This window comes from Rubrivirga halophila (genome assembly GCF_046845755.1).
Taxonomy (GTDB): Bacteria; Bacteroidota; Rhodothermia; order Rhodothermales; family Rubricoccaceae; genus Rubrivirga.
Genome location: NZ_CP177357.1, coordinates 3,220,969 through 3,238,536, shown reverse-complemented (window position 1 = coordinate 3,238,536; position 17,568 = coordinate 3,220,969). Strand labels below are relative to the sequence as shown.

Genomic DNA, 17,568 nt, shown 5'->3' with positions numbered 1-17,568 from the left:
CGTGTCGCGGTTATCGCCGGACCACGCGCCGGGTGGCCGTCTCTCCGCCCGCCTCGACGCGGAGGCCGTAGACGCCCGCCGCCAGCGCCCCGAGCTCGACGCGCAGCGTCCCCGGCCCGACGCGCGACGCCGTCGCCACGCGCCGCCCGAGCGCGTCGACGACTGTCGCCCGCACCTCGGCGCCCGCGCGGACGCGTACCGGCACGGACACCGCGCCCGCCGACGGCACCGGGTACGGCGCTCCGACCGCGAGGGCGTCCGGCCCGCGCTCGCCGGCCGTCGAGGTGCTGAACACACGCCCCGCGAGCGTCGCGTCGGTCACGAACGGGTTCACGCACGGCCCCGCCGCGCAGCCCGACTGGAAGCCGGCGACGCGCTCCGACCGCGCCACATCGGCGTCGGTCGCCGGGTCGGCGGCGTGCCACTGGAGCAGCGTCGGCGCCTGGGCCTCGAACCACGGGAGGTCGACCCGGTCGGGGTACGTGGCTGCGATGTAGAACATGGCGCGCGCCACGTCGCCCCGGACGGCCGCGCGCGGCTCGAAGCCCGACGCCGTGTCCTGGCTCCACGCCTCCGGGTCGGCCGGCGTAGCGGTCTGCGTCGCGTCGCCCTGGTACCAGCGCGAGGGGGCCGTGTCCGAGATCGTCCGGAAGGGGTCGCTGCCCCGGTCCGCGTTGACGTCGACGCGCGTGGGGAAGAGGTGGTGGAGGTCGCGCTCGGCCAGGTGGTTGTCGGTCCCGCGCGAGCGGGGGAAGACGTGCTCCTGGTTGAGGCCCTGCCCGTTGTTGAAGACGTCTTGGCTGGGGTCGCTGCTCGGCGACCCGTCGAAGGGCACGAACGCGCCCGAGTACAGCCCGACGACGCCGTCCTGCCCGCCGACCGTCGCGCGGTCGACGGTGTCGTAGAGCCGGTCCTTGCTCGCGCTGCTGCTGAGCACGAACGTAGGCGAGTAGCCGTCGTCGACGCAGGCGGCGGCGTCCGGGCCGACGAGCCCGGGGCAGACCTGGGCGCCCGCGGGGGCGGCGAGGACGACGGCGGCGAGGAGGAGCGGGCGCATGACGTCGGGGGGATGACCGAAGGTCGCACCGAGAGACAGGCAGGACCGCCCGCGAGCGACCGGGCCTGTCCGGGCCGCCCGCTCGCGCTCCTGCGCTCTCAGCGCGGCCCCGATGGACCCCGCCCCTGCGGCGGGCGTACCCTGCGCCATGCTCCGGACCGCCGCGATCCACGCTCGGAAGGCTCTGACCGTCCCCCAGTACTACGGGGGCGGTCTGTTCAAGGTGTTCTCGACGGCGCCCGTGTTCATCTGGGCCCAGGCCATCGCCTTCAAGACGCTGGTGACGCTGCTGCCGCTGCTGCTGTTGGCGGCCGGCATCTTCGGCCTGGTGCTCCGTCAGGAGGACCCGTTCACGACCGTCTCCGAGTTTCTCCGGGCGTTCCTGCCCCGCGGCCAGAGCGACGGCGTCGTGGACCTGGTGCTCCAGCTGCAAGAGGCGTCCGGGACCATCACCGCGTTCGCCGCGGTGTTCTTCTTGGTGACCGTCATCACCATGTTCTCGACGCTGCGCTACGTCGTGGGCTCGGCGATGGGGGAGAGCCGCCACCAGATGCGGTCCATCCTCGGGGGCTACCTGTTCGACCTGCGGCTGGCGGCGCAGGTGGGCACGCTGTTCTTGCTGTCGTTCGCCATCACGGCCGGCGCGCGCGTGCTCTCGGCCCGGAGCGACTCGATGGCCGCCCAGACCGGGCTGGACGCGAGCGCCGTCTCCGCGGTCACCGGCGGGTTGCTCCAGTTCGTGACGCTGCTCGTCCCGTACGCGCTGACGGTCGGGATGCTGGCCCAGCTGTACTACCTCGTGCCCCGGCCGAAGGCCCCGTTGCGGAGCGCGTTCTGGGGCGCCGCCGCGGCCGCCGTCCTGTTCGAGGTGGCCAAGAACGGGTTCGCGTATTACGCCACGTACGTCGCCAACTTCGACCGCTACGCGGGACCCGAGGAGGGGCTGGGCGGGCTCGGCGGCGTGTTCGGCGTGATCCTGGCGTTCGTGTTCTGGGTCTACCTCTCCGGCCTGATCCTGGTGGTCGGGGCCGTCGTGACGGACCTCCACGAAAAGCGGAACCGGCCCCGGCGCTCGCGGCTGCGCCGGATGTGGGCCAGCAAGGAGGGCCAGTTCCGCAAGCACCGCGAGCGGGTCGAGGCCGAGGCGGCCGAGGCCGTCGCGGCGACCATCGAGGGCCCCAGCGGCGCCGCCGAGGGGCCCGGCGGAGACGGCGCCCTAGGGGGCTTGTCTGCGCCAGAAACGGACATTTCGGCGACCGAACGCGGGCCCGCGACACCGTAGCTTCCGTGCCCCTTCCGACCGGCCGCCGCGTGACCGCCGCCCGCCACTTCCTCCGTTTCGCGGCGCTCGTCGCGGTCCTCACCGCCGCGCCCGCCGCGGCACAGGCGCCGCTCACGATGGTCGACGACGAGACGACCGTCGGGTCGGTCGGCTTCGCGTTCGCCGACGGGCAGACGCTGGAGGTCGCCAACCTCGAGTTGCAGATTGCGACCAAGGCGCCGCCGGGCAAGATCCTGGGCGTGTTCGGCGGCGGCGACAAGTCGGCCACGTACCCCTTCCTGCCCGTCGAGCTGGCGAAGGACGTCGTCCGGCTGACGCGGTACTACGCGCAGAGCGGCTTCCCGCTGGCGTCGGTCGACTACGCCGTCGAGCTGGACACGACGCGCAACCGGGCGGCCGTCACGTTCGAGATCGCCGAGGGGCCGCCGCTCCTCGTTCGCGAGGTCACCTTCGCGGGGCCCGGGCAGAGCGCCGTCGCCGACGTGCTGGCGCCCGAGGTCCGGGGCGCGTGGCGCGAGTTCGTGCGCCGCCCCGTCGTGGCGCCCGGCGACCGGCTCGACGCGTTCGCGCTCGTCCAGCTCCAGAGCCGGACCCTCGCCTGGCTCCGCAACCGAGGCTACGCCTGGGCCGACGCCGGCGCCGAGCAGTTCCCCGACTCGACCGGCCTGCGCGCCGACGTCCGCGTCAAGGTCAACGTCGGCCCGCGCGCCCGCGTGAGCGCGGTCCGGGTCGAGGGCGACTCGTCGCTGGCGGCCGGCGTCATCACGCGCGAGATCCCGATCGCCCCCGGCGACCTGTTCGACGCCAGCGCGCTCGTCGACGGCCAGCGCGAGGTGTTCGGGCTGGGCCTGTTCACGCTCGCGCTCGTCGACGTGTCGCCGGACGCCGTCCGGGGCGACACCCTCGTGCCCGTCGTCGCGCGCGTCCGGCGCGGCCCGAGCCGCATCTTGAACGCGTTCACGGGCTACTTCTCCGACGGCGGCGTGACCGTCCAGGCCTCGGCGACGCACCTCAACGCGTTCGGCGGCGCGCGGCGCCTGGGCGCGGCGCTCGAGTGGCGGACCGGCATCGGCGCCGGGCTCGGCGGCGGCGGCCGGGCGTCGGTCACCGGCGGGCCGATCCGCGACTTCAGGGTGTCGGTCCCCTTCCGCCAGCCCTACGTCTTCGACCGCCGGCTCTCGTACACCCTGCAGCCGTCGTACCGCGTCCGCGACGACGAGATCGAGTCGAGCACGCAGACCGAGCTCTCCAACACGCTCCTCTACACGCGCGGGCCGCTCCAGACGGCCGGCCTCTCGCTGACCGGCCGCGCCCGCGACCTCTCGCGCGGGCTGGGCCTGCGGATCCTGGACGCCGGCCAGTTTGCCGAGCCGCCCGGCCCGTTCCTGCCCGACACGCTCCAAGCCACGACGGGCGTCGTCGGCGTGGACGTGGTGTGGGGCCGGCTCGACGACGCGCTCCAGCCCACGCGCGGCTACGTGCTCCGCCCGTCGGCCTCCATCGCTGGCGGCGACGTGGCGTACGGCCGCGCCCGGCTGGCGACCTCGGTGACCGTCCCGCTTCGCCGGCGCGTCGGCGTCGTGGCCCGGCTGACGGTCGGGACGCTCCAGTCGTTCGGCGGCACGAGCCCCGACAACCTGGCCGACTACGTCCTGTTTCGCGACCAGCTCTTCTACGCCGGCGGCACCGGCGACGTGCGCGGCTGGGCGGCCGCCCGGCTCGGCCCGAAGACGTTCTCCGTCACCCCGCCCGTCGAGACCGCGGGCGAGACGCCGAGCCCGTCGCTCGTGACCAGCCCCGGCGACGTGAACTACGTCGGCGTCGGCGGCCGGTACAAGGCGTCGGGGAGCCTGCAGTTGAACCTGCCGCTTCCGCTCGGCCCGCAGTGGGGCGCGAATGTGTTCGCGGACGCGGGGCTCGTCGCCGCGCCCAGCGACGTGCCCGCCGAGGCGCTCGTCCGCGCCGGCGGCACGCGCGCCGACGCCGACCTCGCGGATGTGCTGGCGGCAGAGGGCGGCGTGCGCGTCGGCATCGGCGCGGGCATCCAGTACCTCACGCCGGTCGGGTTCGTGTCCGTCGGGTTCGGCTTCAAGGTCAACCCCTCGGCGCTCGACCTCCGCGAGCCGGCGGCCGTGTACTGCGGCTCGTCCATCTTCGCCGGCGAGCCCTCGTGCGGCGCCGACGCGCTCGGCGACGAGACGTACCCCGGGTATGTCGGCGCGCGGCAGCGCGGCGAGCCGTTCGACATCGACGACGTGCCGGCCCGCAAGGTGCTGGGAATCGGGTTCTTGGGTCGCCTGCAGCCCCACTTCTCCATCGGGCAGACGTTCTAGCCCCAGACCTTTCCGCCGCTCACGGCGTTCCGCTCTCCGTGCCCACCGACCCCACCCGCACCGACCTCGGCCCCTCGGGCGACGGCGCCGCGCCCTCGGGCGCCGCGCCGGGGGCCGGCGTGTCGGCGTCGGACGCGCCCGCGTCGGACGCCGGCCCGGCGGGCGCGCCGCGGAGCCGGGGCCAGCGGGCGGGACGCGCCGCGCTCGTCGGGCTCGGTGTGCTGGCGGCGGTCGTCGTCGGCGCGCTCGTGTTCTTGCAGACGGCGCCCGGCCAGACGTGGGCGCGCGGGCTCGTGGTCGGCCAGATCGCCAACGTCTTCGCCGACGACGCCGAGATCTCGGCCGAGGGCCTGGAGGGCAACTTCCTGACCGGCGCCCGGCTGCGCGGCCTGACCGTCGCGCGCGAGGGCGAGACGATCCTGGCCGTCGACACCGTCCTCGTCGACTACAACCTGACGACGCTCCTGCGGCGGACGTTCTCCGCCAGCGAGCTCGCCATCCGGGGCCCGCGCCTCACCATCCGCCAGCGGGCCGACAGCACGTTCAACCTCGCGGGCCTGCTCAAGCCCGCCGAGGACGACGAGCAGACGTCGCCCTTCGCCGTCGTCTTGGACCGCCTGGTCGTCACGAACGGCGCCGCGGACGTGATCTGGTACCGCCCCGAGGGCCCCGACTCGGTCCACGCCGTCCGCGACCTCTCGGCGATCGTGCTCGGCTTCCGCACCGCGGGCGACTCGCTCTCGGGCGACATCGAGGGGCTGGCGCTCCGGGCCATCGCCCCGTTCGAGCGGGCCACGGCCGAGGTCACCGCCTCGGGCCGGTTCTCAAAGCAAGAGCTCGACCTCCGCCAGCTCGCCATCGAGAGCACGTCCGGGACCGACGTGACGGGCCGCGCCCGGCTGGCGTTCGCCACCGACGGCTCGCTCCCCGTCTTCGACGCCGTCTTGGAGGCCGCGCCGGTCGCCCTCGAAGACGCCCGCGCCTTCGCCGGGGTCACGCTCTACGGCGACCCCCGGGTGCGGCTCCGCGCCGACTCCGACGGCGACCTCTTGACGACCTCGCTGGCAGGCGCGCTCGGCGACGCGACGATCTCGCTCGACGGCGAGTTCAGCCGCGAGACCGACGGGCCGGTCCGCTACCGCGCCCAGGGCACGTTGCAGCGCTTCGACCCATCGGAGCTGACCGGCAACCCGGCGCAGGCCGCCGAGGTGACGGGCGACGTGCGCCTCAACCTCCAAGGCACGACGCTCGCGACGCTGAGCGGCCCCTTCAACGTGGCCTTGCGCGAGACGCGCGTCGGCGGCCGCACCATCAATCGGCTCGACGTCGACGGCTCGTTCGCCGCCGGCCGCGTCACGTTCGACATCGACGGCGCGCTCCCGGGCGCGACGATCGCCGCCGAGGGCCGCGCCCGGCCGTTCGACGAGGTCCCCACGATCCAGGTCGCCGGGACGGCGCAGGACGTGGACCTGGGCGTGCTGCTCCCCGGCTCGGGCCGGACCGACGCCTTCGCGGGCGAGTTCGCGCTCATCGGGCGGGGCGCCTCGCTCGACACGTTCTCGGGCACGCTCGCCCTCGACCTGTCGCGCGCCGACATCGGCCTGACCGACCGCCGCATCCGGTTCACCGCCGTCGACCTCGACGCCGACATCGACCGGGGCGTGGTCGCCTTCGACACCGACGCGACGCTGGCCGACGGCGGTGGCCGGCTCGTCGCGCTCGGCACGCTCCGGCTCGGCGACCCCCTCGCCTACGAGGTCGTCGAGGGCGAGGCGTACGGGCTCAACCTCACCGCGCTCACGGGCCGGGAGACGCAGGACAGCGACTTGACGGGCTCGTTCACGCTGTCCGGCCGGGGCCTCGACTTGACGCAAGCGCCCGTCGACCTGACGGCGCGGCTCACGGGCTCGCGCTACGGCACGTACGAGATCGCCGCCGGCGACCTCGACGTGGTGCTCCGCAACGGCACCGCCCAGATCGACGCCGCGCTCGACTTCGGGCCGGGCGGCCAACTGACGGCGACCGGCACGGCCCGGCCGTTCGCCCAGCCGCTCGCCTACCAGCTCGCGGGCACGATGCAGAACCTCGACCTCGCCGAGGTGCAGGGCATCCCCGAGCGCTACAGCGACCTCACGGGCACGTACACCGTCGACGGCGCCGGCATCGACCCGGCGACGGCCGTGCTGAGCGCCCAGGTCCAGATCACCGAGCCGTCGTCGTACGGCGACCGTTTCGTCGACGGGGCCGACCTCGCCGTCACGCTCGACAACGGCTTCCTGACCGTCGACGGCGACCTCGTCACCCCTGAGGGCGCCTTCGACCTCGCGTTCTCCGGGCGGCCGTTCGATGCCAACCCCGGCTACGAGTTCGAGCGCGCCTGTTTTTCGGACCTCGACATCTCGCGCTTTGCCGAGTCGGCCCCGCGCTCCGACCTCAACGGCTGCTTCTCCGGGCGCATCTCCGGGATCGCCGAGATCGCCTCGGCCGACGGGCAGGGCGTCGTCACGCTCCGGCCGTCGCGCGTCAACGACGCCGAGATCGACGACGGGCGCATCTCGTTCCGCCTGCGCGACGGCGCGCTGGACGCCGACCTCGACCTGACGCTCGCCTCGCCGACGGCCGACGAAGGCGTCGCCGAGGGCGGCCGCGTGGTCGCCACGTTTGTGGGGCGCCCGTTCGACGACGTGCCGAGCTACGCCGTCGAGGGCCGGACGGTCGCGCTCGACGCGGGCACGCTGCTCGACCTCCCGCCCGACAACCCGCTGCGCCTGTCGCTCGCCTTCGACGTGACCGGGCGCGGCTTCGACCCGGCCACGATGACGCTCGCGGGCGCGCTCGACGGCGGCCCCTCCACGCTCGGGCCCATCGGCCTCGACACGCTGCAGACGCGGTTCGCCGTCGGCGACGGGATCGTCCGGTTCGACACGCTCCGCGTCGTCAGCGACTTGGCCAGCCTGCGGGGCGCGGGCACACTCGCGCTCTTCAACGACACCGCCCCGTCGGCCTTCCACCTCGAAGGCGCCATCGAGAGCCTGGCCCCGCTCGCGCCGATGACCGAGCGGACGATCGGGCTGGAGACCGGCACGCTCGTGCTCGACGTGGCCGCCGAGGCGGGCGGGCCCATCCGCATCGTCGGCGCCGCCGAGGCGCGGCAGGTCATCGTCGACGACTACGCGCTGACCGGGCTCGACGCGACGCTCAACGCCGCCTACGACCGGTCGCTCCCCGACTCCGTCGCGGCGGCCGACCGCCTCGACGGCGCGCTCCGCGCCGAGTTCGCCGTGCTCAACGGGCCGACGTTCCGGGTCGAGCAGGGCCAGGCCCTCGTCGGCATGGACGACGGGACGTACACCGTCGAGGCCGGCGTCCGCGTCGACGACCGCCGCGACCTCGACCTCTTCGCCCGGTTCGACCCGACGGCTGAGGGCGTGGTGGTGGAGCGCGGCCGGTTCAAGCTCGACCGCGACGAGTGGTCGCTGTTGCAGCCCGCCGAGATCTCGCTCGCCGACGGCGTCATCGATGTGCGCGGCCTGATCCTGGCCTCCGACGACGGCGCCCGCCAGGTCGCCGCCGACGGCACGCTCGACTTCGAGGGCCAGCAGAACTTCGTGCTCACCGTCGAGAGCCTGCCCATCGACGCGCTCACCGACTTCGTGGCGCTCGACGCGCTCGGCGGCGAGCTCTCGGCCACGCTCGACCTGACGGGCTCGGCGGCGGCCCCCCGCATCGACGGCGTCGTGACGCTCGCCGACCTGACCTCGCGCGGTGAGCCGGTCGGCGCGCTCGCGGCCGAGGTGGCCTACGCCGACAACCGGCTCGGCATCGACGCCGTGATCACGCACGTCAACGGCGAGGCGCTGACGGTCGACGGGACGGTGCCCTTCCGGTTCTCGCTCGCCGAGGCCGTCGGCGAGGCGCCGCTCCCCGACGAGCGCGTGGCCCTGCGCGCCCGCGCGAGCGCCTTCCCCATCGACTGGGCCCGCCCCTTCCTCGACGACCGCGCCTACAACGCGCTCGGCGGCACGTTGCGGCTCGACCTCAACATCACCGGGACCCAGGCCAGCCCCCGCCTCGACGGCGTGGCGACGTTGCAGGACGGCCGGCTGGGCGTCGTCAAGACGGGCCGGGTCTACGAGCCCATCGTCGCCGACCTCACCTTCCAGAACGACCGGATCGTGCTCGACGACGTCCGCATCCTGGACGCCGACGGCCGGACGGCGCTCGACGTCACCGGCGACATCCGCCTGCGCGAGCTGTCGGTCGGCGAGTTCGACTTGACGATCACCCCGCGCGAGTTCCTGGCGATGGACTCGCGGACGTACCGCGGCCTGACGATCGACCGCGGCCCCGACCCGCTCCGCCTGACGGGCACGCTCGACAAGCCGGTCCTGCGCGGCTCGGTCGTGCTCTCCGAGGGCGACATCTACCTCACCGACGAGCTCGTCCCGCCGGAGCTCGAGCCGGTCACGCTGACCGACGCCCAGATCCGCGAGGTCGAGGCCCGCTTCGGCCGCGTCGTCACCGCCCGCGACACGTCCACGAGCCGCTTTGTCGACGCGCTCGACTACTCGCTGACCGTCGAGATCGAGCAGGACGTGTGGCTCCGCTCGAACGCCGGGCTCCCGTTCGACATCGAGTTCTCGGGCGACGTCGAGGCCCGCAAGCGGTCGTTCGCCGAGGGCAGCCAGCTCTTCGGGCGCATCGACCTGGTCCGGGGCACGGTCAAGACGCTCAACCGCCAGTTCCAGCTCGACGACGGCTCGATCCTGTTCAACGGCGACCCGCTCGCGGCCCGCGTCGACCTCTCCGCGACGCTCGACGTCCGCCTGCCGGGCTCGGTCGCCGGGCAGTCGTCGGCGACGATCACGCTGGCGGCGCAGGGCCGCCTCGACGACAACCCGACGATCCGGCTCAGCGCGAACCCGGCCATGGAGGCCGCTGACATCGTGTCGCTCATCGCCACGGGCCGGCTCGCGGACGACTTCGTGGGCACGGGCGCGCTGGCGGGCGCGGGCACGGGCTTGGTGCTCGGCCAGGCCTCGGGCGCCATCGAGGGGCTGGCCTCGGAGCGGCTCGGCCTGGAGATGGTCCAGATCGACTACGAGGGCGGGGACCTCGTGCTCAAGTTCGGCGACTACTTCGCCAGCCGCATCTTCTGGACGTTCGGCATCATCGTCCCGCTCGGCGACACCTCGCAGGGCGAGCAGCGCCTGCCCCTCCTCCTGTCGCTGGACTACGAGCTGCTCCGCTGGCTCAGCGCCCAGGCCGAGTACTCCGGCCAGCGCGGCGTCGGCGCCGGCCTGGACTACGAGCTGACCTGGTAGCTGGCGCAGGTCGGTCGACCACCCCCTGGCTTCGCAGACCCTTCGGGTTGTCCCCCTCCCCGCAAGCGGGATCCGAGACCTCATCCGAGGGGGGGGCGTCTCGATCGACCCCTGCCAAAGCTGGCGCGAGGTCCCACTCGGAGACGCCCCCTCGGATGAGGGGGGCGGCCGGCAGGCGGGGGGTCTTCGGGCGGCTCGCGCCAGCAGGCTCCCCCGGTTCTGCGCCGAAGGGCCGCCACGCCGGGCGGTACCTTCCGGGCCCCCGACGACCGCCATGCCGACCGACTCCCCCACCGACGGAGCGCAGCTCTCGCTCGCCCCCGACCCCGACGCCCCCCGCAAGCTCTACGTCGCCGTCGCCGGCAACATCGGCGCGGGCAAGAGCACGCTGACCCAGATCCTGGCCGACACGTTCGGCTGGAGCCCGTTCTTCGAGGCCGTCGACGACAACCCATACCTCGCCGACTTCTACGACGACATGCGGCGCTGGAGCTTCAACCTCCAGGTCTTTTTCCTGTCGAGCCGGTTCAAGCACCAGAAGGAGATCGAGGCCCAGCCGGGCTCGGTCGTCCAGGATCGGAGCATCTACGAGGACGTCGAGATCTTCGCCCGCAACCTCCACGACATGGAGCTGATGGACGGGCGGGACTACCAGAACTACGCCGAGCTGTTCTCGATCATGGTCGGCTACCTCCGCCCGCCGGACCTGCTCGTCTACCTCCGCGCCGACGTGCCGACGCTCGTCCGTCACATCCAGGCGCGCGGGCGCGAGTTCGAGTCGTCGATCCGCCTCGACTACCTCGAGCGGCTCAACGAGCTCTACGAGGACTGGATCGACCGCTACCCGCACCCCAAGATGGTCGTCGAGACCGACAACCTCGACTTCGTCAACGAGGACGAGGACCGGTACGAGATCATCAGCCGGATCGAGAACCGCCTGTTCGGGCTGTTCCCCGTCGAGGGGTGAGCCGGGCGCGGGGCGTGAGGCACGGGGCGGCGCGGCGGTTGGCGCTCGCGCTGGCGGTCGTCGTCTCCGGGCCCGTCGCGGCGCAGACCGACTCGACGGCCGTGCCCGTCGCCCCGGACTCGCTGGCGGCGCTGCCCGTCGCTCCACCCGCCGGGCCGCCCGTGGCGCCGTTCGCGCTCGCCGGAGGCCGTGCGCTGGGGCCCGTCCCCGCGACGACGGCCGCGCTCGACCTCGGCATGGGGCTGGCGGACGTGCCCGGCGCCTTTGGGTACGCGGCCGGCGCCCCGGGCCACACCGCCGGCACTGCGCTCGACGGCCTGGGCCCCGAGGCGCCCGGGCTGGCGCTCGACGGCCGCCCTCTGCACGACCTCGTCACCGGGGCGCCGCGCATCGACCTGCTCCCGCTCGCGCTTCTTGCCCCGCTCGTGGCGACAGACGGGGCCTGGGGCCGCGCCCTCGGCGTCGCCGCCTCGACGCGCGATCTGCGGCTCGCGGTGCCCGTCACCGAGCTGCGCTACCTCGGCGGGCAGGACGGGATCCAGCACGTCTCGGGCTCCCATTCCCAGACGCGGCTGCCTCCGGCGTTCCTGCGTGGCGGCAGCCGCGAGAGCCGGCTCACCGTGACCGGCCACGCCGCCAGCCGGTCGGCCGATGCGCCCCTCGACGGCGGCGACCTCGCGCACACCGACGCCGGCGCGCGGCTCTTGCTGACGCGCCCCGGGCTCGCGGTCGAGACCGGCGTGCTCTACGCCGACCGCACCGTCGGGGCCCGGACGGGCGTGATCCCGACCGCGGGCCAGCCGCTGGCGGCCATCTTCAACGCCAACACGGCGACCGTGCTGAACCCGAGCGCCACGCGGCGGACGTTGCGGACGGAGGGCTGGCTCCGCGCCCGCGTCCCGTTGTTCGATTCACCGACCGAGGCGGGGCTGGCGCTGGCGACGCAGCGGCTGGTGTTCGCGCCCGGCCTCGGGGCCGACACCGTCCGCGTCCACGCCGCGCGGTGGGCGGGGTTCGTCGAGCAGCCGGTCCCGGCGGGCGCGCACGCGGTCCGGATTCGCGTCGACGTGACGGGCGAGCCGTCGCCCGGCCCGGTCGGCGGGGCGCCCGGGGGCGGCACGCGGGTCGGCGCGCACGCCGTCGTGTCCGACTCGGTCCGCGTGGGCGTGCTGGCGGTGGCGCTTGCAGCGGGCGCGCACGCGGTCGGCGGCGACGTGTGGCCGTCGGCGTCGGTGCGCGTCGCAAGCGGTGCGGCGTTCCTGGGGGTGCGTCTGGGCGGGCGGGAGCGGTCGCGGCTGGCGGAGGTCGGGCTGCCCGGGCGCGTCCTCGTCGGCGGCGGGCTGGAACAGACGCTCGCGGCGGACGCGGGCGCGACGGCGACCCGGGGCGACTGGCGCGCGACGGTGCGGGCGTTCGCGTCGGGGACCGAGGGCGAGACGGTCGCCCTCGCGGTCGGCGACTCGCTGGCGCAGCTCGCGACGGCGCTCGACCCCGTCCTCCGCGTCGGCGGGACGCTGGGCGTCGGCTGGCGCGAGGCGACCGAGCGGGGCCTGTACGCCCGCGCGCACGGCACGACGCAGGTGCTGAGCGGCGGCGGCGCCTTGGGCGACCGGCTCGACGCCGCGCTCCCCCGCGCCTGGGGCGACGCTCGCTTGGGCGTCCGCGCCGACGACGTGGGCGACGGCGTCCTCGACCTCGACCTGGCCGTCCGCCTCCGCGCCTGGACCGACCTGCGGAGCCGCCGCATCGAACCGACGACGGGCCTGCTCTTGCTTGCGGACGCGTCCGGCGATCTCGGGCCGCTCCTTCCCGCCCGTGCGCTCGTCGGCCTCGACGCGACGGCCACGTTCCAGACGCGCGCCTCGCTGTTCGTGCGCTACGACCACGCCCTCGGCGAACGCGCCTATGGCGCCGTCGTCACCCAGGGCGAGCCGCTGGCGCCGCACGTCCTGCGCTTCGGCGTGTTCTGGGCCTTGTTGGACTAGGGACGAGGGATCCGCAAGCAGGAGCGGGAGCGCTGTCCAACAGCGAGGCCCGAGGCGCGAACGCCCCGGGCCTCGGGAGACTCCAGCCGGGAGGTCGTCAGCGGTCCGACGGCCTACTTCACGGCCGCGTCGGCCACGTCCCAGCCGTACTCCAGGAGCGGCCGGACGGCCTCGGCGGTCTCGGCCACCAAGTCGACGAACGACGGCGCGGCCACGTCCTCTTCGGAGATGTCGGGGCGGACGGCCGCAAAGCCGCCGCGCCAGCGGAAATAGTCGGCGGCCGGGTTGTCGCGGTGGTCCTCGAACCCGCGCGGCATCCGGGTGAGCTCGCTGCCGGCCGTCTCCATGACGAGGCCCGCGCCTTCAGCGGCGGCGACGGCGTCCAAGAACGGCTGGGGGTCGGCGGCCATCTTGGTCCGCCACGCGCGCAGGAACTCGCGGTCGGCCCGCCAGAACCCGCCGCCGACGCGGTTCGCCCCGGGCTCGATGTGGATGTAGAGCGCGCCCGGCGCCCGCTTGTCGCCGTTGCGCGAGAGGACGGCGGCGACGTGCGTCTTGTAGGGCGCCTTGTTCTTCGAGAACCGCGTGTCGCGGTGGATCCGGAAGACGGCGCGCTTGGGGTCGCCGGAGAGCGGGAGCCCGCGCTCGGGGAGGCGCCGGCTGAGGTCGGCGACCAGCATCTGCATGGGCGCGCGGAGCTCCTCGTTGTAGAGGTCCTTGCGGGGCCGGAACCACTCGCGGTCGTTGTTCCGCTTGAGCCGGCGGAGAAAGGCGAAGGCGTCGTCGGTCAGGCCGGGAAAGGGGGCGAGCACGTCGGGCGGAGTGGCGATCACGGGGCGTCGGTGGGGCAGTGTGAGAGAACAGTCTGACCCGTCGTACGCACAAGTGCCGCCGAGTGTCCGCCCGCGCGAGAGAGGAGAAGAGGTGCAGAGGAAGGGAGAAGGTGAGGATGACCTGTGGAGAGGTCGCGCCGGGACCGCGCCCATCCTCCGGTCCTCGCCTCATTCCCTCCTCTTCTCCTTCCTACCCCGCCGCCAGCTGGCGGACCGCGAGCGCGGCGAGGAAGCCGGCGCCCGTCCGCAGCGCCTCCTCGTCGACCGTCATGCGGGGCGTGTGCAGGCCGTGCGTGATGCCGGCCGCGGGGTTGCCGACGCCGAGCACGGTAAAGCAGCCCGGCACGTGCTCGGTGTAGAAGGCGAAGTCCTCCGAGGCGTACCACATCGGCACGTCCATCACGCGGTCCTCGCCGACAAAGTCGACGGCGACCTCGCGGGCAAACGCCGCCGCGGCCTCGTCATTTCGCAAGACAGGGTAGCCGGGCACGATCTCGACCGTGCACGTCGCGCCGAAGGCCTGCGCGGTGTGCTCGGCCGTCCGGCGGATGAGCCCGTGCGCGCGCTGGCGCCAGTCCTCGTCCATCGACCGGAACGTGCCGTCGATCTTGACGCGGTCGGGAATGATGTTGGTGGCCCCGTCGGCGACGACGCGGCCGAACGACAGGATGGAGGCGACCTCGGGCGGGCGGTTCCGCGACATCACGGCCTGGAGCGCGGTCAGCACGTGGGCCTGCACGAGCACGGTGTCGGTGAGCTGGTGCGGCGCCGCCGCGTGGCCGCCCTCGCCCTCGATGGTCAGGAACACCTCGTCGTTCGCCGCCATGAACGGCCCGCCGCGCACGCCGATGACGCCGGCCGGGATCTGGGGGAAGACGTGCTGCCCGAAGATCCGCTCGACCGCGCCGTGCCCGGCCATCTCGCCAAGCACGCCCTCCTCGATCATCACGGTCGCCCCGCCCGGCGCCTTCTCCTCGCTAGGCTGAAAGACGAGCCGGACCGACCCCGCCAGCCCGTCGCGGACGCCGTGCAGGATGCGGGCCGCGCCGAGCAGCATGGCCGTGTGCGCGTCGTGGCCGCACGCGTGCATCGCCCCGTCGATTTCGGATGCGAAGTCGAGCCCGGTCGCCTCGGTGATCGGCAGCGCGTCGATGTCGGCGCGGAGCGCGACGACGGGGCCCGGCTCGGCGCCCTCGATGTGGCCGACCACGCCGGTCGTGGCGACGCCGGTCCGGACGTCGAGCCCGATCCCGCGCAGGTCGTCGGCGATGAGCGCGGCCGTCTCGTGCTCCTCGAACGCGAGCTCGGGCCGGCGGTGGATGGCGCGCCGCAAGCGGACAATCTCGGGGAAGACGTCGCCGGCGATCTGGCGGACGCGGTCGAGCATGGCGGGATCGGGGGGGCGGGGGCCGACGATACGCGCGGCGCGCGGGAACGGATCGCTGCACACGTCCTTAACACCGTTCCACTCGCCCCCTCCCTGGCCGTATGTCCCTTCGCTTCTCTCTCCTGGCCGCCCTGCTGGCGGTCCCCCTCACCGTCGGCGCCCAAACGGCGACCGACGTGACGCTCGACGCGCCCGACGGCACGACGGTTGCCATCGACCGCGACGACTATGGTGTCCCCCACATCACCGGCGAGACGGAGGCCGCCGTCTTCTTCGGTCAGGGCTTCGCGACGGGCCAGGACCGGCTGTTCCAGCTCGAAACCTTCTGGCGCACGGCGACCGGTCGGCTCGCGGAGCTCCAGGGCTCAGCCGCGCTGGCGCAAGACCAGGGCATCCGCACCGTCTACTACACGCCCGCCCAGCGGGCCACCCAGTTCGACGCCTTGACGCCCCGGCTCCAGACGATGATCTCGTCGTACGTCGACGGCATCAACGCCTACATCGACTCGACGGCGGCCGACCCGGCGACGTACCTCCCGGTCGAGTACGCCGTCGGCGGGTTCACGCCCGAGCCGTACACCGTCGACAAGGCGATGGCGGTGATGCAGTTCTTTATCCGCCGCTTTGGCGAGATCGGCGGCAACGAGCTGGCGCGGCTCGCGGAGCTCCAGGCGAACGGGACCGACTGGTTCGAGGCGAACCGGCCCGTCAACGACCCGACGGCGTCGGTGACGATCGAGGCGTCGAGCCAGGCGCCCCAGGCGACCGGGCGGACGTACACCGGCCCGCCGGTCGACCCGGCCGTGGCCGCGGCCGTCGAGCGCGAGCGCGCGGCGATGACGGCCGGCCTCGTTGCGAACGGCGTTCCCCACAAGTTCGGCTCGTTCGCGGCCGTGATCTCGGGCGCGATGTCGGAGTCCGGCCACGTGCTCTTGCTCGGCGCACCCCAGATGGGCCAGCCGCGCGTCGACAGCAAGGCCGTCACGGCCGAGTACGAGCTGCTCGTCGGCGACCCCGAGGGCGACGAGCTCCACGTGGCGGGCATGAGCGTGCCCGGCATCCCCGGCGTCATCATCGGCCGGACGCGCGGGCGGACGTGGACCTTCACGACCGGCGCGACCGACAATACGGACACGTTTACGCTGACGCTGGGCCCGCCGACCGCGGAGGGCATCCCGACGTACCTCGTCGACGGCGCTTTCGTCCCGGCCGAGCCCGTCGTCTCCACGATCGGCGTCCGCGGCGAGGACCCGGTGACGTACACGAGCTTCCGCACGGCGTACGGGCCCGTCTACTCGATCGACGCCGCGAACGGACGGGCGTACGCCTATAAGTACGCCTTCGAGGGCGAGGAGCTGGAGATGGCCGAGGCCTTGCTCGACGCCTGGGACGCGACCTCGATCGACGCCTTCCGGGCCGCCGCTGCGCGCATTCCGGTCTCGTTCAACATGTTCTACGCCGACCAGGAGCAGAACATCGCCTACTGGCACGTCGGCCAATACCCCGTCCGCCCCGGCGACGCCGACCCGCGCTTGCCGCTCCAGGGCGACGGCACGCAGGACTGGCTCGGGCTGACGGACTTTGCCCAGCACCCGCAGTCGGAGAACCCGGCGCAGGGCTACTTCGCGAACTGGAATAACAAGCCGGTCGCGTGGTGGAACCAGGGGGACAACGTCCGCTGGACCTCGACCTCGCCGGGCGGGTACCACCGCTACTACGACGGCGTCGAGGTTTTGAAGGACCACCTCGAGTCGGTCGGCGCCGTCTCGTTCGAGGAGCTCCAGGAGCTGACGCGCGTCGTCCGCACGAATGCGCAGTACCCGGAGTACCCGGCGACCTATCAGCAGGTCGTCGAGTTTGCCCAGGGTGGCAGCGACGCGGAGAACGTGATCCCGCCGGGCCAGAGCGGGTTCGTCAACGCGGCCGGCGTCCCGAGCGCCAACTTCGCCGACCAGTGGGAGCTGTACCAGTCGTCGGCGGGGACGGGCTCTATCGAGATGAAGCCGTTCACGTTTATCGGCGCGCAGCCCGTCGCGGCGGCGGAGAGCCCCGTCCCGCTGCCGGCGTTCGGCCTGCCGTTCCCGAATCCGAGCGCGCGTGCGGCGACGGTCGTCGTCCGCCTCGACGCGCCGGCCGAGGTCGAGGTCGCCGTGTTCGACGCGCTCGGCCGCCGCGTCGCGGTCGCCGCCTCGGGCCCGCGCGCCGCCGGCCGGCACGATCTGACGATCGACGCGAGCGTGCTCGCGCCCGGCGTGTACGTCGTCCGGCTGGCGACGGGCGGCGCCGTCCAGTCGCGCCGGTTGGTGGTTGCCCGCTAGCGCGGACCGATCTCGCACAACGAAGCGCGGCCCCGCTCCCGACGAAGGGGGCGGGGCCGCGCGGCGTTTGGAGCCGAGGGGC

At 73.7% G+C, this 17,568-nt stretch carries 9 protein-coding genes; 6 read left to right on the top strand and 3 right to left on the bottom strand.

The window, feature by feature from the left end; all coding sequences use genetic code 11:
* Nucleotides 1–10: 10 nt before the first annotated feature.
* The gene (locus ACLIRP_RS14175) at nt 11–1,057 is read right to left on the bottom strand and encodes an endonuclease (RefSeq protein ID WP_412061116.1); all 1,047 of its coding nucleotides are present in this window, start codon (nt 1,055–1,057) and stop codon (nt 11–13) included.
* A 148-nt stretch (nt 1,058–1,205) separates the two neighbouring features.
* Here ACLIRP_RS14175 and ACLIRP_RS14170 point away from each other — a divergent pair, with 148 nt between their 5' ends.
* The 5 genes from ACLIRP_RS14170 (at nt 1,206) to ACLIRP_RS14150 (ending at nt 12,948) form a co-directional block, all read left to right on the top strand.
* A complete protein-coding gene (locus ACLIRP_RS14170) occupies nt 1,206–2,339 on the top strand; it encodes a YihY/virulence factor BrkB family protein (RefSeq protein ID WP_412061115.1) in 1,134 nt (377 codons plus the stop codon).
* Between the two features lie 29 nt (nt 2,340–2,368).
* Nucleotides 2,369–4,672: an outer membrane protein assembly factor gene (locus tag ACLIRP_RS14165; RefSeq protein WP_412061114.1), complete on the top strand. Its 2,304-nt coding sequence runs from the start codon at nt 2,369–2,371 to the stop codon at nt 4,670–4,672.
* Between the two features lie 38 nt (nt 4,673–4,710).
* Entirely contained in the window at nt 4,711–9,996 is a 5,286-nt protein-coding gene (locus ACLIRP_RS14160) for a translocation/assembly module TamB domain-containing protein (RefSeq protein WP_412061113.1), read from the top strand.
* A gap of 274 nt (nt 9,997–10,270) precedes the next feature.
* Nucleotides 10,271–10,963, top strand: a complete 693-nt coding sequence (locus ACLIRP_RS14155; RefSeq protein ID WP_412061112.1) for a deoxynucleoside kinase — start codon at nt 10,271–10,273, stop codon at nt 10,961–10,963.
* Nucleotides 10,964–10,977: 14 nt separating this feature from the next.
* Entirely contained in the window at nt 10,978–12,948 is a 1,971-nt protein-coding gene (locus ACLIRP_RS14150) for a hypothetical protein (protein WP_412061111.1), read from the top strand.
* Between the two features lie 113 nt (nt 12,949–13,061).
* Here ACLIRP_RS14150 and ACLIRP_RS14145 read toward each other — a convergent pair whose 3' ends face one another.
* Both ACLIRP_RS14145 and ACLIRP_RS14140 read right to left on the bottom strand, forming a co-directional pair.
* Nucleotides 13,062–13,781 (bottom strand): DUF2461 domain-containing protein, encoded by a 720-nt coding sequence (locus ACLIRP_RS14145; RefSeq protein WP_412061110.1) that lies wholly within the window; start codon nt 13,779–13,781, stop codon nt 13,062–13,064.
* A gap of 190 nt (nt 13,782–13,971) precedes the next feature.
* Nucleotides 13,972–15,168 carry a M20 metallopeptidase family protein gene (locus ACLIRP_RS14140; RefSeq protein ID WP_412061109.1) on the bottom strand — a complete coding sequence of 399 codons (1,197 nt, stop codon included), beginning with the start codon at nt 15,166–15,168 and terminating at the stop codon, nt 13,972–13,974.
* Between the two features lie 101 nt (nt 15,169–15,269).
* Here ACLIRP_RS14140 and ACLIRP_RS14135 point away from each other — a divergent pair, with 101 nt between their 5' ends.
* The gene (locus ACLIRP_RS14135; RefSeq protein ID WP_412061108.1) at nt 15,270–17,486 is read left to right on the top strand and encodes a penicillin acylase family protein; all 2,217 of its coding nucleotides are present in this window, start codon (nt 15,270–15,272) and stop codon (nt 17,484–17,486) included.
* Nucleotides 17,487–17,568: the final 82 nt, after the last annotated feature.

Coding starts and splice junctions, on each gene's coding strand:
- ACLIRP_RS14175 (WP_412061116.1), bottom strand. CDS start 1,057: ATGCGCCCGCTCCTCCTCGCCGCCGTCGTCCTCGCCGCCCCCGCGGGC.
- ACLIRP_RS14170 (WP_412061115.1), top strand. CDS start 1,206: ATGCTCCGGACCGCCGCGATCCACGCTCGGAAGGCTCTGACCGTCCCC.
- ACLIRP_RS14155 (WP_412061112.1), top strand. CDS start 10,271: ATGCCGACCGACTCCCCCACCGACGGAGCGCAGCTCTCGCTCGCCCCC.
- ACLIRP_RS14140 (WP_412061109.1), bottom strand. CDS start 15,168: ATGCTCGACCGCGTCCGCCAGATCGCCGGCGACGTCTTCCCCGAGATT.
- ACLIRP_RS14135 (WP_412061108.1), top strand. CDS start 15,270: ATGTCCCTTCGCTTCTCTCTCCTGGCCGCCCTGCTGGCGGTCCCCCTC.